Origin of the sequence: Enterobacter sp. 22452, assembly GCF_052045065.1 — a bacterium.
Taxonomy (GTDB): Bacteria; Pseudomonadota; Gammaproteobacteria; order Enterobacterales; family Enterobacteriaceae; genus Enterobacter; species Enterobacter mori.
The window spans coordinates 588587-612096 of sequence record NZ_JBQEOB010000002.1; the positions used below are offsets into that span (position 1 = coordinate 588587).

22 protein-coding genes, 1 pseudogene and 1 other annotated feature are annotated in these 23510 nt (G+C 54.8%); of the genes and pseudogenes, 13 read left to right on the forward strand and 10 right to left on the reverse strand.

What is annotated here, in order from left to right; genetic code table 11:
- Positions 1-30: 30 nt before the first annotated feature.
- The 5 genes from acnA to topA form a co-directional block, all read right to left on the reverse strand.
- Complete coding sequence (gene acnA, locus ACTJJA_RS07945) at positions 31-2706, reverse strand: aconitate hydratase AcnA (protein ID WP_089600610.1); 2676 nt, start codon at positions 2704-2706, stop codon at positions 31-33.
- A gap of 164 nt (positions 2707-2870) precedes the next feature.
- The gene (ymiC, locus tag ACTJJA_RS07950; protein ID WP_042713577.1) at positions 2871-2969 is read right to left on the reverse strand and encodes a small membrane protein YmiC; all 99 of its coding nucleotides are present in this window, start codon (positions 2967-2969) and stop codon (positions 2871-2873) included.
- Positions 2970-3281: 312 nt separating this feature from the next.
- Entirely contained in the window at positions 3282-3422 is a 141-nt protein-coding gene (locus ACTJJA_RS07955; RefSeq protein ID WP_213327741.1) for a YmiA family putative membrane protein, read from the reverse strand.
- A 337-nt stretch (positions 3423-3759) separates the two neighbouring features.
- Entirely contained in the window at positions 3760-4734 is a 975-nt protein-coding gene (cysB, locus tag ACTJJA_RS07960) for an HTH-type transcriptional regulator CysB (RefSeq protein ID WP_010431770.1), read from the reverse strand.
- 188 nt (positions 4735-4922) lie between these two features.
- A complete protein-coding gene (topA, locus tag ACTJJA_RS07965) occupies positions 4923-7520 on the reverse strand; it encodes a type I DNA topoisomerase (RefSeq protein WP_100166143.1) in 2598 nt (865 codons plus the stop codon).
- Between the two features lie 399 nt (positions 7521-7919).
- Between topA and ACTJJA_RS07970 the strand changes: the two genes are divergently transcribed.
- Complete coding sequence (locus ACTJJA_RS07970; protein ID WP_010431772.1) at positions 7920-8171, forward strand: YciN family protein; 252 nt, start codon at positions 7920-7922, stop codon at positions 8169-8171.
- A gap of 34 nt (positions 8172-8205) precedes the next feature.
- Here the strand turns inward: ACTJJA_RS07970 and sohB are convergent, their stop codons facing one another.
- Positions 8206-9252: a protease SohB gene (gene sohB / locus ACTJJA_RS07975; protein ID WP_440667298.1), complete on the reverse strand. Its 1047-nt coding sequence runs from the start codon at positions 9250-9252 to the stop codon at positions 8206-8208.
- 252 nt (positions 9253-9504) lie between these two features.
- Here sohB and ACTJJA_RS07980 point away from each other — a divergent pair, with 252 nt between their 5' ends.
- Complete coding sequence (locus ACTJJA_RS07980; RefSeq protein ID WP_126546007.1) at positions 9505-10266, forward strand: YciK family oxidoreductase; 762 nt, start codon at positions 9505-9507, stop codon at positions 10264-10266.
- Positions 10263-10853, forward strand: coding sequence for a cob(I)yrinic acid a,c-diamide adenosyltransferase (cobO, locus tag ACTJJA_RS07985; protein ID WP_440667300.1), 591 nt, complete (start codon positions 10263-10265; stop codon positions 10851-10853). The genes ACTJJA_RS07980 and cobO overlap by 4 nt, the downstream gene beginning before the upstream one ends.
- A 35-nt stretch (positions 10854-10888) precedes the next feature.
- On the opposite strand, the gene rluB is transcribed toward cobO, so the two are convergent.
- The 3 genes from rluB to rnm all read right to left on the reverse strand — a co-directional run bounded on the left by rluB (position 10889) and on the right by rnm (position 13359).
- Positions 10889-11764: a 23S rRNA pseudouridine(2605) synthase RluB gene (gene rluB / locus ACTJJA_RS07990; RefSeq protein WP_008502809.1), complete on the reverse strand. Its 876-nt coding sequence runs from the start codon at positions 11762-11764 to the stop codon at positions 10889-10891.
- Between the two features lie 96 nt (positions 11765-11860).
- Positions 11861-12481 (reverse strand): L-threonylcarbamoyladenylate synthase, encoded by a 621-nt coding sequence (locus ACTJJA_RS07995; RefSeq protein WP_003856793.1) that lies wholly within the window; start codon positions 12479-12481, stop codon positions 11861-11863.
- The gene (gene rnm, locus ACTJJA_RS08000; protein ID WP_440667302.1) at positions 12478-13359 is read right to left on the reverse strand and encodes an RNase RNM; all 882 of its coding nucleotides are present in this window, start codon (positions 13357-13359) and stop codon (positions 12478-12480) included. Before rnm ends, ACTJJA_RS07995 begins: the two co-directional genes overlap by 4 nt.
- 139 nt (positions 13360-13498) lie before the next feature.
- On the opposite strand from rnm, the gene trpL reads away from it, so the two are divergent.
- From trpL to yedF, 8 genes are all read left to right on the forward strand, one after another.
- On the forward strand, positions 13499-13543 hold the full coding sequence (trpL, locus tag ACTJJA_RS08005) for a trp operon leader peptide (protein WP_106993556.1): 45 nt from the start codon (positions 13499-13501) through the stop codon (positions 13541-13543).
- Positions 13520-13614, forward strand: a sequence feature (Trp leader region). It overlaps the preceding gene by 24 nt.
- 23 nt (positions 13615-13637) lie before the next feature.
- Entirely contained in the window at positions 13638-15200 is a 1563-nt protein-coding gene (locus tag ACTJJA_RS08010; RefSeq protein ID WP_440667304.1) for an anthranilate synthase component 1, read from the forward strand.
- Positions 15200-16795, forward strand: coding sequence for a bifunctional anthranilate synthase glutamate amidotransferase component TrpG/anthranilate phosphoribosyltransferase TrpD (gene trpD, locus ACTJJA_RS08015; protein ID WP_089600596.1), 1596 nt, complete (start codon positions 15200-15202; stop codon positions 16793-16795). The genes ACTJJA_RS08010 and trpD overlap by 1 nt, the downstream gene beginning before the upstream one ends.
- A 3-nt stretch (positions 16796-16798) precedes the next feature.
- Complete coding sequence (gene trpCF, locus ACTJJA_RS08020) at positions 16799-18157, forward strand: bifunctional indole-3-glycerol-phosphate synthase TrpC/phosphoribosylanthranilate isomerase TrpF (protein ID WP_440667306.1); 1359 nt, start codon at positions 16799-16801, stop codon at positions 18155-18157.
- 10 nt (positions 18158-18167) lie between these two features.
- The gene (trpB, locus tag ACTJJA_RS08025) at positions 18168-19361 is read left to right on the forward strand and encodes a tryptophan synthase subunit beta (RefSeq protein WP_047647557.1); all 1194 of its coding nucleotides are present in this window, start codon (positions 18168-18170) and stop codon (positions 19359-19361) included.
- Entirely contained in the window at positions 19361-20170 is an 810-nt protein-coding gene (gene trpA, locus ACTJJA_RS08030; protein WP_440667308.1) for a tryptophan synthase subunit alpha, read from the forward strand. Before trpB ends, trpA begins: the two co-directional genes overlap by 1 nt.
- Before the next feature lie 169 nt (positions 20171-20339).
- Positions 20340-21551, forward strand: coding sequence for a selenium metabolism membrane protein YedE/FdhT (gene yedE, locus ACTJJA_RS08035; RefSeq protein WP_440667310.1), 1212 nt, complete (start codon positions 20340-20342; stop codon positions 21549-21551).
- Entirely contained in the window at positions 21548-21781 is a 234-nt protein-coding gene (gene yedF, locus ACTJJA_RS08040; protein ID WP_039030671.1) for a sulfurtransferase-like selenium metabolism protein YedF, read from the forward strand. Before yedE ends, yedF begins: the two co-directional genes overlap by 4 nt.
- Positions 21782-21824: 43 nt before the next feature.
- Here yedF and ompW read toward each other — a convergent pair whose 3' ends face one another.
- A complete protein-coding gene (gene ompW, locus ACTJJA_RS08045) occupies positions 21825-22457 on the reverse strand; it encodes an outer membrane protein OmpW (RefSeq protein ID WP_421510487.1) in 633 nt (210 codons plus the stop codon).
- A 183-nt stretch (positions 22458-22640) separates the two neighbouring features.
- Between ompW and ACTJJA_RS08050 the strand changes: the two are divergent.
- Positions 22641-22730: pseudogene (locus ACTJJA_RS08050) on the forward strand (YkgJ family cysteine cluster protein); the annotation flags it as partial.
- 25 nt (positions 22731-22755) lie between these two features.
- Positions 22756-23499 carry a YciC family protein gene (locus tag ACTJJA_RS08055; protein ID WP_010433027.1) on the forward strand — a complete coding sequence of 248 codons (744 nt, stop codon included), beginning with the start codon at positions 22756-22758 and terminating at the stop codon, positions 23497-23499.
- Positions 23500-23510 lie beyond the last annotated feature (11 nt).

Sequence of the window (23510 nt, forward strand, 5' to 3'; positions counted from 1 at the left end):
AGCCCGGCTTTAAAAGCCGGGCGTTTTTCATCAATCCAGCATCTTACGAATCACATAGTGCAAAATACCGTCGTTCTGGTAATAGGTCAGCTCTGTTGCCGTATCGATGCGGCAACGGCATTCCAGCACCTCAATCTTCCCATCTGCCCGCGTTAGCTTCACCGGAACCGTTTTACCCGGCTGCAGGTTTTGCAGACCGCTAATGTCAATCTGCTCCTCCCCGGTCAGGCCCAGCGTTTTACGGGTGACGCCCTGTGGAAATTCGAGAGGCAGGATCCCCATCCCGATCAGATTAGAGCGGTGAATACGTTCGAACGATTCGGCGATGACCACCCGAACCCCGAGCAGGCGCGGACCTTTCGCTGCCCAGTCGCGGCTTGAGCCAGAGCCGTACTCTTTCCCGGCGATGACCGCCAGCGGCGTACCTTCCTGCTGGTATTTAACGGCCGCATCATAAATAGAAACGACCTCTGTACCCGGCAGATGACGCGTCATGCCGCCTTCCACACCCGGCACCATTTCATTACGGATACGAATATTGGCAAACGTCCCGCGCATCATCACTTCATGGTTACCCCGGCGAGAGCCATAGGAGTTAAAGTCGCGGCGTTCGACACCCCGGCTTTGCAGATAGCGTCCAGCCGGGCTGTCGGCTTTGATGCTGCCTGCCGGTGAGATGTGGTCTGTGGTGACAGAATCCCCCAGCATCGCGAGAATGCGCGCGCCGTGGATATCCTGAAGCGGCGCAGGCTCTGCCAGCATTTCATCGAAGAATGGCGACAGGCGGATATAGGTTGAATCATCCTGCCAGTCATAGGTATCCGAGCCGACGATGTTGATGGCTTTCCATTCCGGCGTGCCTTCAAACACCTCCGCATACTCTTTGCGGAACATTTCGGTCGACACTTTTTCTACCGCACGCGCAATTTCTCGCGACGACGGCCAGATATCTTTCAGATAGACCGGCTCGTTCCTGCGATCGTGACCAATCGGATCGGTAACCAGGTTGATGTTCATATTCCCGGCCAGCGCGTAAGCCACGACCAGCGGCGGTGATGCCAGCCAGTTGGTTTTGACCAGCGGATGAATACGACCTTCAAAGTTTCGGTTGCCCGAAAGCACTGCACCAACGGTCAAATCGCCCTGCTTGATCGCCACTTCAATCGGTTCCGGTAGCGGACCGGAGTTACCGATGCAGGTGGTACAGCCATAGCCAACCAGGTTAAAACCCAGTTCATCCAGATACGGGGTCAACCTGGCCTGCGCAAGATAATCGGAAACCACTTTTGAGCCCGGCGCGAGAGAGGCTTTCACCCATGGCTGAGGCTTGAGGCCCAGCTCCACCGCTTTTTTCGCCAGCAGCCCGGCGGCCATCAGTACGCTTGGGTTGGAGGTATTGGTGCAGGATGTAATTGCGGCGATGACCACAGCGCCATCAGGGAGCTGATACTGATGCCCGTTCATGACATAGTCGACCGGACGGTGATCCTTTTGTGCCGTATTCACTTCCAGCTCGTTGCTGGCCGCAAACGCCTTTGGCACATCGTTCAGGGCAACGCGATCCTGAGGCCGTTTTGGCCCCGCCAGACTCGCTTCAACCGCGCCCATATCCAGCGCCAGCGTGCTGGTAAAGACCGGTTCATCCCCGGGATTGCGCCACATGCCCTGCGCTTTAGTGTAGGCCTCGACCAGCGCCACCTGTTCTTCGCTGCGACCACTCAGACGCATATATTCCAGCGTGACATTATCGATTGGGAAAAAGCCGCAGGTTGCGCCATATTCCGGCGCCATATTGGCGATAGTGGCGCGATCCGCCAGCGGCAATGAATCAAGTCCGTCGCCGTAGAATTCAACAAACTTGCCAACCACGCCATGCTTACGCAGCATCTGGGTAACCGTCAACACCAGGTCCGTGGCGGTAATCCCTTCTGAGAGCTTACCTGTTAGTTTGAAACCGACGACGTCAGGAATGAGCATGGAGACAGGTTGCCCAAGCATCGCCGCTTCCGCTTCGATGCCGCCGACACCCCAGCCCAAAACGCCCAGGCCGTTGATCATGGTGGTATGGGAATCCGTACCGACCAGCGTATCCGGGTAAGCGACCCATTCCTTATCCTGTAATTCGCTCCAGACGGCTTTGCCAAGATATTCGAGGTTCACCTGGTGACAGATGCCGGTGCCCGGTGGAACAACGCTGAAGCGGCTGAAAGCCTGCTGTCCCCACTTCAGGAAAACATAGCGTTCATGATTACGCTCCATCTCTAGACGCACGTTCTCACCAAACGCATCATCATCGCCAAAATGGTCAACGGTCACCGAGTGGTCAATAACGAGATCGACGGGGGAAAGTGGATTCACTTTTGCCGTATCGCCCCCCAGACGTTTTACCGCTTCACGCATGGCGGCTAAATCAACGACGGCAGGTACGCCAGTGAAATCCTGCATCAGGACCCTTGCCGGGCGATAGGCTATTTCTCTGTCAGCATGGGCATCCTTGAGCCATCCTGCCAGAGCGTGAATGTCCTCGGCGGTGACAGACTCTTCATCCTGCCAGCGCAGGAGGTTTTCCAGTAAAACTTTCAACGACTTGGGTAACCGCGAAATGTCTCCAAGCGTGTTGGCTGCCAGCGGCAAGCTATAGTAATGCCAGGTTTTATTTTCTGCCTGCAACGTATCCTTACTGGCTTCGCGTAGGGTTAACGACATAAGCTCCTCCTTAATCACAGGGAAACCCTGACAATCATCAGGGCCGTAATTAAAGATAACACAAAGATGTCGTAACGTTTTGATAACAACCCAAATTGATAAATCCAGGAAGGTTCTGGTGAAGCATAAAAACAAAAAACCCCGCCGCAGCGAGGTTTTAGCATTTAGTGGATAGCCAGCCAGATAAGCTGACACCAGAAGAGAATCGACACGGAAAAAACGCCGATCCATGACCAGTATTTGAGAGTTGTCATGTTATTCATCATAGGGACACCAGGCTTTAATTATTAAAGATTCCGAGGTCAGCCCTCAGGTCTATATTGCTGATGTGTATTTATTAAAGAGTACAAAAGCACAGAGTCTTTATTCAGACTATTTGCATCATTACGCAAAAAAACTAAATTATTGTTTTTTGGGTTCGTCTTCCGCGAACACATCAATAAATGCTTGCTGCTGTGCTGTCAGTTTCCAGGACGCTGGTACTGTAGTCGCAGGTGCTTTGCGAGCTTTGTGCCCGTTGTCACGGTGTTGACACACTGGTTTTAGCGTTTCTGAACGTACCGTCACTGCCATATTCAACCCCAATATTTCCAGGCCAGGAGAGCAACCACCACCCAAAACAGGGTAGAGACGAGAAAGACCGCCAGCCAGGCTTTACGCTTGAGCGCAGGATCCCTTTGCGGTTCTTCACTTCCTGAAGGCATTGCTAACCTCATACAATCGACATCGCTTATCATTTTAGGACCAAACAATTGGTACAATTAATCATCTGATGAGATAAATCCTAAAGAAACTTTAGCCGAAAAGCCAGTGAATTTACGTATCTCTTCCCGCGAATATTCAATCTTTTGACCAGAAATAAATAATTGAAAAGAAATATTTGCGTAGGCGTAAAATACTTTCTACTTTTGTCGCCAATTCGCGACATTAAAACCACACAGTCCTAATGGGTACTGGCATTATATGGCACTAAAGTGCAGATGATGATAATTCTGATTTAGGTTTGAGAGGTTATTTCGGTATCTCTCCGCAGGGGAAAGATACCGGGAGTGATTATTTGGCAGGAAGTTTGATGTCTTTAAACATCTCTTCGATATCTTCGTTTGAGCGCAATGCAACGGCGGTATCAACCACGTCGCGTGTTAAATGCGGGGCGAAGCGTTGAATAAAATCATACATGTAGCTGCGCAGGAAAGTACTGCGGCGGAAGCCAATCTTGGTCGTGCTGTGGCTGAAAACATCATGCGCATCAAGGCGTACCAGATCCGGGTCGGAAACCGGGTCAACCGCCATACTGGCAATCACCCCTACTCCCAGTCCCAGACGTACATAGGTTTTAATCACATCGGCGTCGGTTGCGGTAAAGACGATACGCGGCGTTAAGCCCGCGCGGTTGAATGCCGTATCAAGCTCAGAACGCCCGGTAAAGCCGAACGTGTATGTCACGAGCGGATATTGCGCCAGCTCTTCAATCGTCACAGAACCTTTACCCGCCAGCGGGTGGTCAGGCGTCACGACAATGGAGCGGTTCCAGTGGTAGCACGGCAACATCACCAGATCGTCATAAAGATGAAGAGCTTCCGTGGCGATGGCAAAGTCCGCATTGCCCTTGGAGACCGCTTCAGCAATTTGCGTCGGAGAGCCCTGGTGCATATGCAAAGAGACGCGCGGATAACGCTCGATAAAGCCTTTAATGACGCCTGGCAGCGCATAACGCGCCTGCGTGTGGGTGGTTGCGATGTAGAGCGAGCCTTTATCAGGCCAGGTATGCTCCCCCGCCACGGATTTAATCGCATCGACTTTGGAAAGCACTTCCCGCGCAATCCGAATAATTTCCTGCCCGGCTGGCGTCACCTGTGTGAGGTGCTTACCGCTACGGGCGAAAATCTGGATGCCTAACTCATCCTCCAGCATGCGAACCTGTTTGCTGATGCCTGGCTGCGAGGTATAAAGCCCCTCAGCGGTAGAAGAGACATTAAGGTTGTGATTCACCACCTCAACAATATAACGAAGCTGCTGTAATTTCATGCCAGACCATCCGATTTAGCGCACGCGGGTCAATCGCTTAAGACGATTTGATAATAAGAAAAGGGTTAACTATAACCACTATATCATTTATAGCCTGACTGTATAGTACGTAACAAAAAATAATAACAACGTAATAAAAAAGGGCCGGAGATCCGGCCCTTTCACAGGTAAGTTACGGTAAGTGAAGATTATTTCTTGCCTTCAACCCACTTGCCGTCAACAAAGAACGCCGACCAGCCGGTCGCTTTACCCTCTTTCTCCGCAGCCACATACTGCTGCTTCGTTTTACGGCTAAAACGCACAACGGTCTTGTTGCCTTCTGGATCCTGCTGTGGCGCGTCGGCCAGATAACGCAGTTTTTCCGGCAGGCGATCGCGGAAGCGATGCAGCTCTTCCACCAGCGGCGCACGCGTTTCACGTGATTTCGGGAAGGTGTTGGCCGCCAGGAAAACACCGGCAGCACCGTCACGCAGCACGAAGTAAGCGTCTGATTTCTCACACGGCAGCTCTGGCAGCGGAACCGGATCTTCCTTCGGAGGAGCCACTTCACCGTTACGCAGAATTTTACGCGTGTTTTTACAGTCGTCGTTGGTGCACGCCATGTACTTACCGAAGCGCCCCATTTTCAGGTGCATTTCAGAACCGCACTTCTCGCACTCAACGATCGGGCCATCATAGCCCTTAATGCGGAACTCACCTTCTTCGATCTCATATCCGTCGCAGGTCGGGTTATTACCGCAGACGTGCAGTTTGCGTTTAGGATCGATCAGGTAGCTGTCCATCGCCGTGCCGCATTTCTGACAGCGACGCTTGGCGCGCAGGGCGTTGGTTTCTGCATCGTCACCTTCCAGCACGTTGAGCACTTCGTTCTCAGGTACCAGGTTGATGGTGGTTTTGCAGCGCTCTTTCGGTGACAGCGCGTAACCGGAGCAGCCCAGGAACACACCCGTGGTTGCGGTACGGATACCCATCTTGCGCCCACAGGTTGGACAGTCAATGCTGGTCAGGACCATCTGGTTAGGCAGCATGCCGCCCTCTTCAGGGTCTTTCTCTGCTTTCTCAAGCTGGTCAGTAAAGTCGCTGAAGAAACTGTCGAGAACCTTCTTCCACTCCGCCTTGTGGCTGGCAACCTCATCGAGGCTGTCTTCCATCTGCGCGGTGAAGTCGTAGTTCATCAACTCGCGGAAATTAGCTTCCAGACGGTCAGTGACAATCTCACCCATTTTTTCAGCGTAGAAGCGACGGTTTTCAACACGGACGTAGCCACGATCCTGAATGGTCGAAATGATCGACGCATAGGTCGACGGACGACCGATCCCGCGTTTTTCCAGCTCTTTAACCAGCGAGGCCTCACTGAAACGTGCAGGCGGCTTGGTGAAGTGCTGTGCCGGAACCAGATCGACAAGCGACAACTCGTCGCCTTTATTAACCGCAGGCAGCGTTCTGTCTTCATCGCCTTTACGCAGCGCAGGCATCACTTTGGTCCAGCCATCGAAGCGCAGAATACGACCGCGCGCCTTCAGGCGGAAATCACCCGCGCCGACGGTCAGCGTTGTGGAGTCGTACTTCGCAGGCGTCATCTGGCAGGCGACAAACTGGCGCCAGATCAGCTGATACAGCTTCTGCGCATCCGCTTCCATATCTTTTAACGATTCCGCGAGGACGGAGACGTCAGAAGGACGAATTGCTTCGTGCGCTTCCTGGGAATTCTCTTTGCTGGCGTACTGATTCGCACTTTCCGGCAGGTATTTTTTGCCGAAATTGTCACTGATATAGCCGCGAACCATATTAACAGCGTCCTGGCTCAGGTTGGTGGAGTCAGTACGCATGTAAGTGATGTAACCCGCTTCATACAAGCGCTGCGCCATCATCATGGTTTTCTTCACGCCGTAACCCAGACGCGTGCTCGCCGCCTGCTGCAGCGTTGAGGTGATAAACGGCGCACCAGGCTTGCTGCTGGTCGGTTTATCTTCACGATCCAGCACCTGATAACGTGCTTTTTCCAGCAGCGCCACCGCAGCCATAGTCTGGTCACGGTTTTCAGGACGGAAAGGTTTGTCGTTGTGATGACTGACCTGCAGCGGCAGGGCATCGCCACCGGGCGTGGTGACATTGGCGTCAACTTCCCAGAACTCTTCCGGCACGAAGGCTTTAATTTCGCGTTCGCGCTCGACGACAAGACGTACGGCTACGGACTGCACACGACCGGCGGACAGACCACGCGCAACCTTTTTCCACAGCAGTGGCGAAACCATGTAGCCCACGACACGGTCCATAAAGCGACGTGCCTGCTGCGCGTTTACACGGTCAATGTTCAGTTCGCCCGGCTTCTCAAACGCCTGACGAATCGCATTCTTAGTAATTTCGTTAAACACTACACGGCTGTAGCGTTTGTCGTCACCCCCGATCACTTCCCGCAGGTGCCAGGCAATGGCTTCCCCTTCGCGGTCAAGGTCGGTTGCGAGATAGATGTGGTCTGCTTTTTCAGCAAGCTGCTTCAGCTCGTTAACGACTTTTTCTTTACCTGGCAGCACTTCATATTGTGCATCCCAGTTATGCCATGGGTTAACACCCATGCGGTTGACAAGCGCGCTACGTTCATCCTTTTTAGGCTTTTTAGCCCCTTTGGTGGAGGTAGAGTCTGCGCTCTTTTTGCTGGCTGAGCCACTGGTCGGCAAATCGCGGATATGACCGACGCTGGACTTAACCACGTAGTCATTACCCAGATACTTATTGATCGTTTTGGCTTTTGCCGGGGACTCAACGATGACGAGAGCTTTACCCATATTCACCTTTACCTAATTTAATTCTTCCAGGAATACGCCGCACGTTGATTTCCCTTCCGCTGACGACGAGCCATTGATATTGCGACTGCGCCAGGGGATATCAACCCCTTTGTCTTACTGGACGTCAGAAAGATAACATCCAGGTTATTGACTTATCGGGTATTTTTCTCGCACTTAATATAATTCGTGACGAATTCCCGGTCGAATGTCAAGCAATTCTGTTGCCAGAATGACGAAAGCGCACACTGTACCTGATAAAATTCGTTACGCAACTTTATTAGCATGCAAAAGCAAATCATGCCAGCCAGACCCCTTCGCCTTACCCTCTCAGATTACAGGGAAAATTTGCCCCCAACGCGCCCCGGGCGTAAACTACTGTCATTGTTTAAGGAGTGGATTATGCACAGTACGACCCAACCTATTGACCGAGCGTCTCTGCTTATTGAAGCAAATAAACTCATTCGCGATCATGAAGACACCCTGGCGGGCATTGAAGCGACTGGCGTGGAACAGCGTAACGGCGTGCTTGTTTTCAGCGGTGAATATTTCCTTGATGAACAGGGTTTACCCACCCCGAAAAGCACCGCGGTATTCAACATGTTTAAATACCTGGCGCATACGCTCTCAGAGAAATATCACCTGATCGATTAATGCAAAACGCGAGGCAATTGCCTCGCGTTTTTGTTTACAGCAGCGGTTTTTGACCGCGCTGTAGCCAGCGTAGCAGCAAGCGATCTGCACTTTCTGCGGCACTATTGGTAAAGCGGTCCAGCAGACGCTTACGCTGGGTGAAGCGCACGCCAACCAGTTCGCGCCCTTCCATCAGGTTCAAGAGCAGATCGTCACTGGTCCCCACCTCGTCCACCAGCCCTTTCTCCTGGGCCTGCGTGCCGTACCAGTGTTCACCTGTTGCTACCTGCTCAATATCAAGCGAGGGGCGCATACGGTGCACAAAATCTTTAAACAAGTGGTGGGTTTCGTTCAGGTCTTCGCGGAATTTTTGACGCCCTTCTTCCGTGTTCTCTCCCAGCAGCGTCAGGGTGCGTTTATACTGCCCCGCGGTGTGAAGTTCGATATCAATCTCTTTATTTTTCAGGAAGCGGTTAAAGTTCGGGATCTGCGCGACCACGCCAATTGAGCCAATGATAGAGAACGGCGCCGCGACAATTTTGTCCGCCACGCAAGCCATCATATATCCACCGCTCGCGGCCACTTTGTCCACGGCTACGGTCAGCGGGATCTGTTTTTCACGCAGGCGCTGCAGTTGAGAAGCCGCCAGTCCGTAACCGTGGACCACCCCGCCAGGACTCTCAAGACGGACCACCACCTGATCCTCCGGTTTCGCTACCGCTAATACCGCCGTCACTTCTTCCCGCAGGGAGGAGACTTCATGCGCATCCATGCTGCCTTTAAAATCGAGCACATAGACGCGAGGTTTTGCCTCATCCTGCGGCGCGGCAAGCTTCGCTTTTGCCTTAGCCGCTTTGGCTTCCTGTTTATGCTTTTTCTTCTGCGCTTTAAGCCAGAGTTTCTGTTGATGGCTATCAAGCAGCGCCAGAGACATCTCTTCCTGCATTTCTTTATACTGCTCGCTCAGGCGGGTGATGCGTAACTCCCCACGCTGACGCTTGCGCTGCGTCAGGTTGACAATCAGAACGGCAACCACCGCAATGGCAATCACCACCGTCGCGATTTTGGCCAAAAACAACCCATATTGAGAAAGTAATTCCACGCGTTCCACCTTGATTTAACCACGAATCTTTCACGGCAGTGTACAACAGCCCTGCCCATGCGTCTCGCTCGTGACATTACCTCTGCGAGCCGCCTTCAGGAATCCCCGGTCTGGAGTTTAAATATTTGCAAATTGTTAATTTTACAGTAATGCGTCCTGTAGACTGATTGAATTATTAGGCTAATTCGGGCATAAAGCCGAAAAGTCATAAAAGAAGGCGCCATCAAGCTCCAGTGCGCCAGAGGAGTCACCGTGCATTATCAACCGCAAAAAAATCTGCTCCAGAACCGGATCATACTTGTCACAGGTGCCAGCGACGGCATTGGTCGTGAAGCCGCCCTGACGTACGCTGAATATGGTGCCAGCGTCATTCTGACGGGTCGTAATGAAGAAAAACTCAGGGGAGTCGCTCAGGAGATTGAATCTGCTGGCGGCATCGCTGCTTCCTGGTACACCCTCGATTTACTGACCTGCACGCCCGCTAGCTGTCAGGAACTTGCCCAGCGCATCAGCACTCATTATCCCCGTCTGGACGGCGTGTTGCATAACGCTGGCTTATTGGGCGAAGTACGCCCGATGGATGAACAAGATCCTGAGATTTGGCAGCAGGTAATGCAGGTAAACATTAATGGAACCTTTTTCCTCACCCAGGCGTTGCTTCCTTTATTGCTCAATTCTGAGTCTGGTTCGCTGGTCTTCACCTCTTCCAGCGTAGGCCGTGAGGGACGCGCTAACTGGGGGGCGTATGCCGTCTCGAAATTTGCGACCGAAGGCATGATGCAGGTGCTGGCGGAGGAGTATCAAAACCGTCATCTGCGCGTAAACTGCATTAACCCTGGCGGAACGCGGACAAAAATGCGCGCCAGCGCTTTCCCGACGGAAGATCCGCAAAAGCTGAAAACGCCGGCAGACATTATGCCGCTCTATCTCTGGCTGATGGGTGATGACAGTCGCCGTAAAACCGGGATGACTTTTGATGCCCAACCCAACCGCAAACCAGGGATTTCGCAATGAGTGATGAACGCCACCAGCAGCGCCAGCAGCGTCTGAAAGAACAGGTTGATGCACGCGTTGCCGCAGCCCAGGACGAACGTGGGATCCTCATCGTATTTACCGGCAACGGTAAAGGGAAAACCACCGCCGCGTTTGGCACGGCGACACGCGCCGTCGGGCACGGGCAGAAAGTGGGCGTGATCCAGTTTATCAAAGGCGAATGGCCCAATGGCGAGCGCAATTTACTTGAGCCTCACGGCGTTGAATTTCAGGTGATGGCCACCGGATTTACCTGGGACACGCAGAACCGGGAAACCGATACAGCCGCCTGCCTCGCCGTCTGGGAGCATGCAACGCGAATGCTGGCCGATCCCTCGCTGAATATGGTTCTGCTGGATGAGATAACCTACATGGTCGCCTCCGACTATCTGCCGCTGGACGCCCTGCTGGATGCACTGAAGAACCGCCCTGCGCACCAGACGGTTATCATCACGGGACGCGGGTGTCATCGGGATATTATTGAGCTGGCAGATACCGTCAGCGAGCTGCGTCCGGTCAAGCATGCGTTTGATGCAGGTATCAAAGCGCAAATTGGGATTGATTACTAAAGAAAAAAGCCCGGTGCGTTCACCGGGCTTTTAGATTAACCGTTGTTATTACGGCTGCCGGAGCGGCGGTTGCTGCTCACCTGGCTGTGACGCTTCACCGCGCGACGAATCTGATTCGCCTTCATGCGACGACGATCTTTTTCAACCGCCACTTTAGAGGTGGTTTCCGGCGTCAGGCCGACCAGCTCGCGCAGGTAGTTGGTTTGCGTCAGATCCAGTTCGGTATAACCACCGCGTGGCAGTCCTTTAGGTAGCAGAATGTCACCGTAACGGACACGGATCAGACGGCTCACCTGGACGCCAACTGCTTCCCAAAGACGACGCACCTCGCGGTTACGGCCTTCGGTCAGGGTCACGTTGTACCACTGGTTAATGCCTTCCCCACCGGTAAACTTGATAGTTTTGAAGGCCGCGGGGCCATCTTCCAGCTGAACGCCACGCGACAGGTCGCGCAGTTTATTTTCGTCAACCTGGCCAAATACACGCACGGCGTATTCGCGTTCTACTTCGCGGCTTGGGTGCATCAGACGGTTTGCCAGTTCACCATCGGTGGTAAACAGCAGCAGGCCGCAGGTGTTCACGTCCAGACGGCCTACGGCGATCCAGCGAGCGCCACGCAGCTTAGGCAGACGGTCGAACACCGTCGGGCGACCTTCCGGGTCGTTGCGGGTACACAGCTCGCCTTCCGGCTTGTAGTAAGCCAGCACGCGGCAGATCTGTTCGGCGGACTCTTTCACGGAGATAAGATGACCGTCGATGCGGATCTTCAGCCCCGGGACGATTTCTACGCGGTCACCCAGCGTGGCGATTTTACCGTCCACACTCACGCGACCCGCTTCAATAATGGCTTCAATTTCACGGCGCGAACCGTGGCCAGCACGCGCCAGCACTTTCTGTAACTTCTCGCTCATTGAGCTTCCTCAGGTGTCGCCTTCACAGGCGTCGAATCAGGTCAAAAGAGGGCCGGGCCCTGCTTTGATGGCCGCGTAGTATATCTGCTTACACCTTTACAAGAAAGGCTTAACATCACCCACGCCTTCACGAATCACTTCCGGCGCATCTTCGGTTAAGTCGACCACCGTGGTCGGCTGCTGGCCAAGATAGCCGCCGTGAATAATCAGCTCAACCACCTTCTCCAGACGATCTTTGATCTCTTCCGGGTCGGACTCGGTAAACTCACTTCCCGGCAGCATCAGCGAGGTGGAGAGCATCGGTTCGCCGAGGGTTTCCAGCAGCGCCTGCGCAATCGGATTCGATGGCACGCGCATGCCGATGGTTTTGCGTTTTTCCTGCAGCAGACGGCGCGGCACTTCCTTTGTCCCTTTCAGGATGAAGGTGTAGTTACCCGGCGTGTTGTTCTTAATCAGGCGAAACGCCACGTTATCAACATACGCGTAGGTCGACAGCTCAGAGAGATCGCGACACATCAGGGTAAAGTTATGGCCGTCCGGCAACTGGCGAATACGACAAATACGCTCCATCGCCCCTTTATCTTCAATTTTGCAGCCCAGCGCGTAGCCTGAATCGGTCGGGTAGACAATGACGCCGCCTTTGCGGACGATCTCCACGGCCTGGTTAATCAGACGTGGCTGCGGGTTATCAGGATGGATATAGAAAAACTGACTCATACTTCCCTCTCTTCAATTTGCTGCGGCTGTTCCCAGAGCTGCCAGACCGGCTGAACGCCAGCAGGCAACCAGAGCTTGCGCCCCAGTTCAATCCAGGCGCAGGGCTGATGGAAATCAGACCCTTGTGACCCAAGCAGGCCAAACTGGCGGGCATAGGTCGCGAGCTGTGCGCGCTCATTGGGCGCCTGCTGACACTGGGCGACTTCCATCGCCTCACCGCCACATTCGGCAAAGTGTGCCAGCAGTCTTTTCAGCCATTTAGCGGAAAGATTATACCGTCCCGGATGGGCCAGCACGGCCTTACCGCCAGAATGATGAATCACATCAATAGCTTGTTTTATTGTACACCACTGTGGCGGAACGTATCCGGTTTTCCCGCGCGCCAGATACCGTTTAAAGACGTCCGCCATGGTCGTTGCTTTACCTGCCTCAACCAGAAAACGGGCGAAATGACCGCGCGTCACGGCCCCGCCGTTCGCCAGCTTTTGCGCCCCTTCCAGCGCGCCCGGAATATGCGCCTTTTCCAGACGCTCACCGATCATCTCGGCGCGCTGATTGCGGCGTGTTTTTTGTTCTTGCAAAAACGCACACATTGCCGGATGGTCTATATCGATATTCAGGCCAACAATATGAATTTCGTGGTTTTCCCAGAGGGTTGATATCTCGACGCCGGGTATCAGATTCAGCGTCAGCCCGCTGCGGGCAATTTCGGCGCGCGCCGCCGGAATAGCATCTGTCGTATCGTGATCGGTTATCGCCAGCGTACCGACGCGCATTTCAACGGCGCGATGGACCAGATCTTCGGGTGTCAGCAGGCCGTCAGAGGCCTGAGTATGGCTATGTAAATCATAAATAATGGCGTAGGTGGTATCGCTCAAAGCACTTCCCATAACAGGTTGGAGACATCCGAAACCACCATGATACCGACTTAACGCGAAATTCTGAAATCAAGGGTTGACAACCAGCCATTGAACTAGTTAACTAGTACGCAAGTTCACACGAGAAAGGTATCTGAAAATGACAGCACATTTCACTCTGCACGGTTGGTGGCGCACTTCCTGATCTTCGGGCAGTGTCACACGTCTGCGAAATGCAAACAGATACCCAGCCCGCTACCCAGCGGGCTTTTTTTTGAACAAAAAATGAGAACACTATAATGCAAACAGCCAAACCACACCTCGAACTGCTGACCTGCGAGGCGGCCTATCGTCACAACCCCACCGCACTGTTTCATCAGGTTTGCGGAGCGCGTCCGGCTACCCTACTGCTGGAATCTGCGGATATCGACAGTAAAGACGATCTCAAGAGCCTGCTGCTGGTCGACAGCGCGCTGCGCATTACCGCTTTAGGTGACACTGTCACTATCAAGGCGTTATCAGAGAATGGTGCATCGCTGCTGCCACTGCTGGATGCCGCTCTGCCTTCAGGTATTGAAAATGAACGCCACCCCGAAATGCGCATTCTGCATTTCCCGGCGGTCAGCCAGCTGCTGGACGAAGACGCGCGGCTCTGCTCTCTTTCCGTTTTCGATGCCTTCCGCCTGCTGCAGAATCTTGTCACCGTGCCGGCAGAGGAACGCGAAGCGATGTTCTTTGGCGGGCTGTTTGCTTACGACCTGGTTGCCGGTTTCGAAGATTTGCCGGAAACGGAACAGGGTAACCGCTGCCCGGATTACTGCTTCTATCTGGCTGAAACCCTGCTGGTGATCGACCATCAGAAAAAGTACACCCGCATTCAGGCTAGCCTGTTCACGCCATCCAGCGCGGAGAAAGAACGCCTCGAACACCGTATCGCACAACTGGAACAGCAGATGCGCGAAGCTCCACCTGCGCTGCCGGTGCAGCGGGTGGAGAAAATGACGTGCGACGTTAACCAGACTGACGATCAGTACGGCGCCGTGGTTCGCCAGATGCAAAAGGCGATTCGCGCCGGGGAAATTTTCCAGGTTGTGCCTTCCCGTCGCTTCTCACTGCCCTGCCCGTCACCGCTCGCAGCCTACGACGTGCTGAAAAAGAGCAACCCAAGCCCGTATATGTTCTTCATGCAGGACAATGATTTCACCCTGTTCGGCGCATCCCCGGAAAGCTCCCTGAAGTACGACGCCACCAGCCGTCAGATTGAGATCTACCCGATTGCCGGTACCCGTCCACGTGGACGCCGTGCTGACGGCTCGCTGGATCGCGATTTGGACAGCCGCATTGAACTGGAAATGCGCACCGACCACAAAGAGCTCTCCGAGCACCTGATGCTGGTAGACCTTGCGCGTAACGATCTGGCACGCATTTGTACCCCTGGCAGCCGCTACGTGGCGGACCTGACCAAAGTTGACCGTTACTCCTTCGTCATGCACCTGGTCTCCCGCGTGGTGGGTGAGTTGCGCCACGACCTTGATGTTCTGCACGCCTACCGCGCCTGCATGAACATGGGCACCCTGAGCGGTGCGCCAAAAGTGCGCGCCATGCAGCTGATTGCCGCTGCCGAAGGACGCCGTCGCGGCAGCTACGGCGGAGCGGTGGGCTACTTCACGGCTCACGGTGACCTCGACACCTGCATTGTTATCCGCTCCGCTTATGTTGAAGACGGTATTGCCACCGTCCAGGCGGGTGCCGGGATTGTTCTTGATTCTGTTCCGCAGTCTGAAGCTGACGAAACGCGCAGTAAAGCGCGTGCGGTCCTTCGCGCCATTGCGACTGCACACCACGCACAGGAGATTTTCTGATGGCTGACATTCTGCTGCTCGATAATATCGACTCTTTTACCTATAACCTGGCAGATCAGCTGCGTGCGAATGGTCACAACGTCGTTATCTACCGCAACCACGTACCGGCGCAGACCCTGATTGACCGTCTGGCAACCATGCAAAACCCGGTGCTGATGCTCTCCCCGGGGCCAGGCGCACCGAGCGAAGCGGGCTGTATGCCGGAGCTGCTGACCCGTATGCGCGGCAAGCTGCCGATCGTCGGCATCTGTCTGGGACATCAGGCGATTGTTGAAGCCTACGGCGGCTACGTTGGCCAGGCGGGTGAGATCCTGCACGGCAAAGCCTCCAGTATTGAACATGACGGCCAGGCAATGTTTGCCGGGCTGCCGAATCCGCTCCCGGTTGCGCGCTACCACTCGCTGGTGGGCAGCAATATTCCTGCGGGGCTGACCATTAATGCCTCGTTTGAAGGCATGGTGATGGCGGTACGTCATGATGCGGATCGCGTCTGCGGTATGCAGTTCCACCCGGAATCGATCCTGACCTCCAACGGCGCGCGCCTGCTGGAGCAGACGCTCGACTGGGCGTTACAGAAGCTGGAGCAGACCAACACCCTGCAGCCGATTCTGGAAAAACTGTATCAGGCGCAGACCCTGAGCCAGCAGGAGAGCCACCAGCTCTTCTCCGCCGTGGTTCGCGGCGAGCTGAAGCCTGAACAGCTGGCGGCTGCGCTGGTGAGCATGAAAGTGCGCGGCGAAAGCCCGCAGGAGATCGCCGGTGCCGCCACGGCCCTGCTGGAAAATGCCGCCCCGTTCCCGCGCCCGGACTATCAGTTTGCCGATATCGTTGGGACCGGCGGTGACGGCAGCAACAGCATCAACATCTCTACGGCCAGCGCCTTTGTCGCCGCGGCGTGTGGGCTGAAAGTGGCGAAGCATGGTAATCGCAGTGTCTCCAGCCGGTCAGGCTCTTCCGATCTGCTCGCCGCGTTTGGCATTAACCTGGATATGAAAGCAGAGCGTTCTCGTGAAGCGCTGGATGACCTGGGCGTCTGCTTCCTGTTTGCGCCGAAGTATCACACCGGTTTCCGCCATGCGATGCCAGTGCGACAGCAGCTTAAAACCCGCACGCTGTTTAACGTGCTCGGCCCGCTGATCAACCCGGCCCATCCACCGCTGGCGCTGATTGGCGTTTATAGCCCGGAACTGGTTCTGCCGATTGCTGAGACACTGCGCGTGCTGGGCTACAAACGTGCCGCCGTGGTGCACAGCGGCGGTATGGATGAAGTATCGCTGCATGCACCGACGCTGGTTGCCGAACTGAACAACGGTGAAATTATGAGTTACCAGCTTGAGGCTGCTGACTTCGGCTTAGCGCCGTATCGCCAGGAAGCGCTGGCAGGCGGTACGCCGGAAGAAAACCGTGACATTCTCACGCGCTTATTACAAGGTAAAGGAGAGGTTGCCCACGAGGCCGCCGTGGCTGCCAACGTCGCTATGCTGATGCGTTTGCACGGTGAGGAAGACCTGAAGGCCAACGTTCAAAAAGTTCTGGACGTACTGCGCTCCGGTGCAGCTTACGATCGCGTTACCGCACTTGCGGCAAGAGGGTAAAGAATGCAGACCGTTTTAGCGAAAATCGTTGCCGATAAGGCCATCTGGGTAGAAGCCCGCAAGCAACAGCAGCCGCTTGCCAGCTTCCAGAATGACGTCGTACCAAGCCAACGACGTTTCTATGATGCCCTGCAGGGTGCGCGCACCGCGTTTATTCTAGAGTGCAAAAAAGCGTCCCCGTCGAAAGGCGTTATTCGTGACGATTTTGACCCGGCGCGTATTGCCGGTATTTATAAGCATCATGCGTCCGCCATCTCCGTGCTGACGGATGAAAAATATTTCCAGGGCAGCTTCGATTTTCTGCCGATCGTCAGCGGCATCGCGCCGCAGCCGATCCTGTGCAAAGACTTTATTATCGATCCGTATCAGATCTGGCTGGCGCGTTTCTACCAGGCCGATGCCTGTCTGCTGATGCTCTCGGTGCTTGACGACGAGCAGTATCGCCAGCTCTCCGCCGTCGCGCACAGCCTGAACATGGGCGTGCTGACCGAAGTGAGCAACGAAGAAGAGCTTGAGCGCGCGATTGCGCTGGAAGCCAAAGTGGTCGGCATTAACAACCGCGATCTGCGCGACCTGTCCATTGACCTGAACCGCACGCGCCAGCTGGCACCGCGTCTCGGGTCTGGCGTCACGGTCATCAGCGAATCCGGCATTAACAGCTACGCCCAGGTGCGCGAGCTAAGCCACTTCGCCAACGGTTTCCTGATTGGCTCCGCCATGATGGAGCATGACGATCTCAACGCGGCTGTGCGTCGCGTGCTGCTGGGTGAAAACAAGGTCTGCGGCTTAACCCGCGAACAGGATGCCCAGGCCGCGTACGAAGCCGGGGCGATTTATGGCGGGCTGATCTTTGTCGATTCGTCCCCTCGCGCGGTCAGCGAAGAGCAGGCGCGCAAGGTCATCTCAGCGGCTCCGCTCAGCTACGTGGGCGTTTTCCGCAATGCAGATAGTGAAGACGTTGCGGCAAAAGCCGAGGCGTTATCCCTGAGCGCGGTGCAGCTTCACGGCAGCGAAGATCAGGCGTATATCGATGCCCTGCGCGCCGCGCTGGCGCCTCAGGTTCAGATTTGGAAAGCGCAAAGCGTCGGCGAGACCCTGCCCGCACGTAACCTTAACCATGTGGATAAATACGTGCTCGATAACGGCCAGGGCGGCACCGGCCAGCGTTTTGACTGGTCACTGCTGAGCGGCGAAAAGCTGGACAACGCTCTACTGGCGGGTGGATTAAGCCCGGATAACTGCGTAGAAGCCGCCAAAACCGGCTGCGCAGGCCTCGATTTCAATTCAGGCGTAGAGTCCCAACCGGGTATTAAAGATGCCAACAAACTGGCCTCGGTTTTTAAAACTCTGCGTGCATATTAAGGAAGAGAAGATGACGACATTACTAAACCCGTATTTTGGTGAGTTCGGCGGGATGTACGTCCCGCAAATCCTGATGCCCGCGCTGCGCCAGCTGGAAGAAGCCTTTGTCAGCGCGCAGAAAGATCCGGCGTTTCAGGCGGAATTTACCGACCTGCTGAAGAATTACGCCGGTCGTCCGACCGCGCTGACCAAATGCCGCAACCTGACGGAAGGCACCAAAACCACGCTTTATCTGAAGCGTGAAGACCTGCTGCACGGCGGTGCGCATAAAACTAACCAGGTGCTGGGCCAGGCGCTGCTCGCGAAGCGTATGGGTAAAACCGAAATCATCGCTGAAACTGGCGCAGGTCAGCACGGCGTGGCCTCTGCGCTTGCCAGCGCCCTGCTCGGCCTGAAATGCCGAATCTATATGGGGGCGAAAGACGTTGAGCGTCAGTCTCCGAACGTCTTCCGTATGCGCCTGATGGGGGCAGAAGTGATCCCGGTACACAGCGGTTCCGCCACGCTCAAAGATGCCTGTAACGAAGCGCTGCGCGACTGGTCTGGCAGCTACGACACCGCGCACTACATGCTCGGCACAGCCGCAGGTCCGCACCCGTTCCCGACTATCGTGCGCGAATTCCAGCGCATGATTGGTGAAGAGACCAAAGCGCAAATCCTTGAGAAAGAGGGTCGCCTGCCGGATGCGGTGATCGCCTGTGTTGGCGGCGGGTCTAACGCCATCGGCATGTTTGCTGATTTCATTGACGACACCAGCGTTGGTCTGATTGGCGTCGAGCCTGCCGGTCACGGGATTGAATCCGGTGAGCACGGCGCGCCGCTGAAGCACGGTCGCGTAGGGATCTACTTCGGGATGAAATCCCCGATGATGCAAACCGATGAGGGCCAGATTGAAGAGTCATACTCTATCTCTGCGGGCCTCGACTTCCCGTCCGTTGGCCCACAGCATGCGTTTCTGAACAGCACCGGGCGCGCGGACTATGTCTCCATTACCGATGACGAAGCGCTGGAAGCCTTTAAAACGTTGTGCCGCAGCGAAGGGATCATCCCGGCGCTGGAGTCTTCACATGCCCTGGCGCATGCGCTGAAAATGATTAAAGAGAACCCGGAAAAAGAACAGCTGCTGGTGGTGAACCTTTCCGGTCGCGGTGACAAAGACATCTTCACCGTTCACGATATTCTGAAAGCACGAGGGGAAATCTGATGGAACGCTACGATAACATATTTGCAGAGCTGAAGTCCCGCCAGGAAGGCGCGTTCGTTCCCTTCGTCACCCTTGGCGACCCGGGTCCTGAGCAGTCGCTGAAGATTATCGATACCCTGATTGAAGCCGGTGCCGACGCGCTTGAGCTGGGTATTCCGTTCTCTGACCCGCTGGCGGATGGTCCGACCATCCAGAATGCGACGCTGCGCGCATTTGCCTCCGGCGTGACGCCAACCCAGTGTTTCGAGATGCTGGCGGCGATCCGCCAGAAGCACCCGACCATTCCGATCGGCCTGCTGATGTACGCCAACCTGGTCTTTAACCGCGGTATTGATGAGTTCTATGCCGAGTGCGCGCGCGTGGGCGTCGACTCCGTGCTGGTAGCAGACGTGCCGGTTGAGGAGTCTGCCCCATTCCGCCAGGCAGCGATGCGCCATAACGTTGCGCCGATTTTCATCTGCCCGCCGAACGCCGACGACGAACTGCTGCGCCAGATTGCTTCTTACGGACGCGGGTATACCTACCTGCTCTCCCGCGCGGGTGTCACCGGCGCCGAGAATAAAGCGGCGTTGCCTCTGCATCATCTGGTGGAAAAGCTGGCTGAATACCATGCCGCGCCTCCGTTACAGGGCTTTGGTATTTCATCCCCGGATCAGGTTGCTGCCGCAATCGATGCGAAGGCCGCCGGGGCGATTTCCGGTTCCGCCATCGTAAAAATCATCGAGAAAAACGTGGATAAGCCAGAGCAGATGCTGGCCGAGCTCAAAACCTTCGTGACAGAGATGAAAGCGGCAACGCGTAAAGCATGATGCACTCCCCGTCTGGCGCGACTGCCAGACGGTTCCCCTTTTACCCCTGTCGAGTTACGTCAAAATTGATCGCGTCGATATTCTCGGTGCGAATGACTTTTCAAACCCTGCCGTAAGCGTATGATTCGGTTTCTTTCTGTTTATACCTTCTGAGTTCAGAGGCTTACACATGTCATGGCAACATTTCAAACAGACTTACCTGGTTAAGTTCTGGTCACCTGTACCGGCCGTTATCGCGGCAGGTATTCTCTCTACTTATTATTTTGGCATTACCGGCACCTTCTGGGCCGTTACCGGGGAATTTACCCGCTGGGGCGGACAGCTGCTGCAGCTGGCTGGCATCCACGCTGAAGAGTGGGGCTACTTTAAGCTCATTCACCTGGACGGTACCCCGCTCACCCGCATTGACGGGATGATGATTATCGGGATGTTCGGCGGCTGCTTCGCGGCGGCGCTGTGGGCTAACAACGTGAAGCTGCGCATGCCGAAAAGCCGTATCCGCGTCCTGCAGGCGGTAGCCGGTGGGATTATCGCAGGGTTTGGCGCGCGTCTGGCGATGGGCTGTAATCTGGCGGCGTTCTTCACCGGGATCCCACAGTTTTCGCTGCACGCCTGGTTTTTTGCCGTGGCAACCGCAATTGGCTCTTACTTTGGCGCAAAATTCACGCTTCTGCCGTTTTTCCGCATTCCGGTAAAAATGACCAAAGTTAGCGCCGCATCGCCATTAACGCAAAAACCCACTCAGGCCCGCCGCCGTTTTCGTCTGGGTATGCTGGTCTTTTTCGCCACGATCGCATGGGCACTGTGTACTGCGCTGAATCAGCCAAAACTGGGGCTGGCAATGCTGTTCGGCGTTGGCTTTGGTTTGCTGATTGAGCGCGCGCAAATCTGCTTTACCTCGGCGTTTCGCGACATGTGGATCACCGGACGCACCATGATGGCCAAAGCCATTATTGCCGGGATGGCCGTGAGCGCGATCGGCATCTTCAGCTATGTTCAGCTTGGCGTAGAGCCGAAAATCATGTGGGCTGGCCCTAACGCGGTTATCGGCGGGCTGCTGTTTGGCTTTGGCATTGTGCTGGCGGGCGGCTGTGAGACTGGCTGGATGTATCGCGCCGTCGAAGGTCAGGTGCATTACTGGTGGGTGGGACTTGGGAATGTGATTGGCTCCACCCTCCTGGCCTACTACTGGGATGATATGTCACCCGTACTGGCGACGAACTGGGACAAGGTTAATCTGCTGAACACCTTTGGCCCACTCGGTGGGCTCGTGGTGACCTATGCCCTGCTGCTGCTCGCCTTTTTACTGGTTATTGCACAGGAGAAACGCTTCTTCCGTCGTGCCACCGTCAAAACTGCAACGCAGGAGAATGCTGCATGAAAGAGATCGTGCCTGACTATCGCCTCGATATGGTGGGTGAACCTTGCCCTTACCCGGCTGTCGCCACGCTTGAAGCAATGCCGCAGCTTAAGAAAGGTGAAATTCTGGAAGTGGTGAGCGATTGCCCGCAGTCGATCAATAACATTCCGCTGGATGCCAAAAACCACGGCTATACCGTGCTGGATATTCAGCAGGATGGACCAACGATTCGTTATTTGATTCAGAAGTAGTAAATGATATGCGCCCCGGACGGGGCGCATTGAACAGCAGGAATTAGAAACGATAACCCGCAGAGAACATAAATACCCACGGATCGAGGCGAGTGCTGATGCTTTGCTGCTGACCGCCCGCTTTGAAGCGCACATCGGTATCGATATCCATATACCAGACGGAGGCGTTGATTAACCAGTCGCGGTTAATCAGATAATCCAGACCTACCTGCCCTGCCATCCCCCACGAGTCTTTCAGGCTAAGGTCAGTCAGACCAGCTTCTTTACCGGTATCGTTAAACTTCTCATCAAAGAAGGTCGTGTAGTTCACACCCGCGCCAATGTACGGGCGCACCTTGCTGCTGGCATCACCAAAGTACCACTGCGCCATCAACGTCGGCGGCAGATGGTGCACCGTGGCGATATCGCCGGTCGGCCCAAGGCCAACGCGATGACGGAACGGCGTTGCGGCCAAAAGCTCAACGCCGATGTTTTCTGTCGCCATATAGGTAAAGGTCAAACCTAACTGGGTGTTATTGCTGACGTTAAAGCCGCCCATTCCCAGTACGCTATCGGAACCTTCAGTTGGGCGAACCGTTGCCGAACCGGCTCGAATAAAAAATTCGCCTGCTTCATGCGCATACGCGCCACCAGAGAGACTGCTTAATATAAGGGCTGCCACCGCTAATTTTTTCATATCCGCTCCATCGTTGTGGTTTTAAGTGCGGATGAGAATATACTCACAAAAGAGTATTAAGTGATCTATCACAGATCACATTAAAACCAGTAAGTTAACATTCATTGATCTGGGTTAATTTTTGATAATCAAACTTAACCCGCCAGGTGGGTTCTACATCAAATTTTAGTGATGAGCGAAAAATTACTGCCGCTTTACAAAGATATGCTTTTCCATACAAGCCTTGATGCTGCCACGGCACTCTTATCCGGTGTACAATTGCCGGCTAATTAACACCTGCAATACTCAAGGAGAGTGCATGTCTATCACGGCGAAGTCCGTCTACCGTGACACGGGAAATTTTTTCCGCAATCAGTTCATTACCTTTTTACTGATCGCGTTGCTATGCGCCTTTATCACGGTGGTGCTTGGTCATGCGTTCTCACCGAGTGAAGAACAGATTGCCAGCCTGAGCCAGGGCGACCATCTTGCCGATAGCGTGGGGTTATTTGAACTGGTGCAAAACATGACGCCGGAGCAACAGCAAATCCTGCTGCGGGCGTCCGCGGCATCGACATTTTCAGGTTTGATCGGTAATGCTGTTCTGGCGGGCGGCGTGCTGCTGATGATTCAGCTCGTTTCGGCGGGTCATCGCGTCAGTGCCCTACGCGCCATTGGCGCCAGCGCGCCAGTGCTCCCTAAGCTGTTCATCGTCATCTTTTTAACCACGCTGCTGGTACAAATGGGGATTATGCTGGTCGTGGTGCCGGGTGTATTACTGGCTATCGTGCTCTCTTTCGCGCCGGTAATGATTGTGCAGGATAAGATGGGTATCTTTACTGCGATGCGCAGCAGCATCAGACTGGCGTGGGCGAACATGCGTCTGGTGGCACCTGCTGTGATCGGCTGGCTCCTTGCCAAAACGCTACTGTTATTATTTGCACCGAATTTTGCCGTGTTAACGCCGAACGTTGGCGCGGTCGTTGCTAATACGCTGAGCAACCTGATATCAGCAGTTCTGCTGGTCTACTTGTTCCGCCTGTATATGTTAATTCGTCAGTAATTGGGATCGTA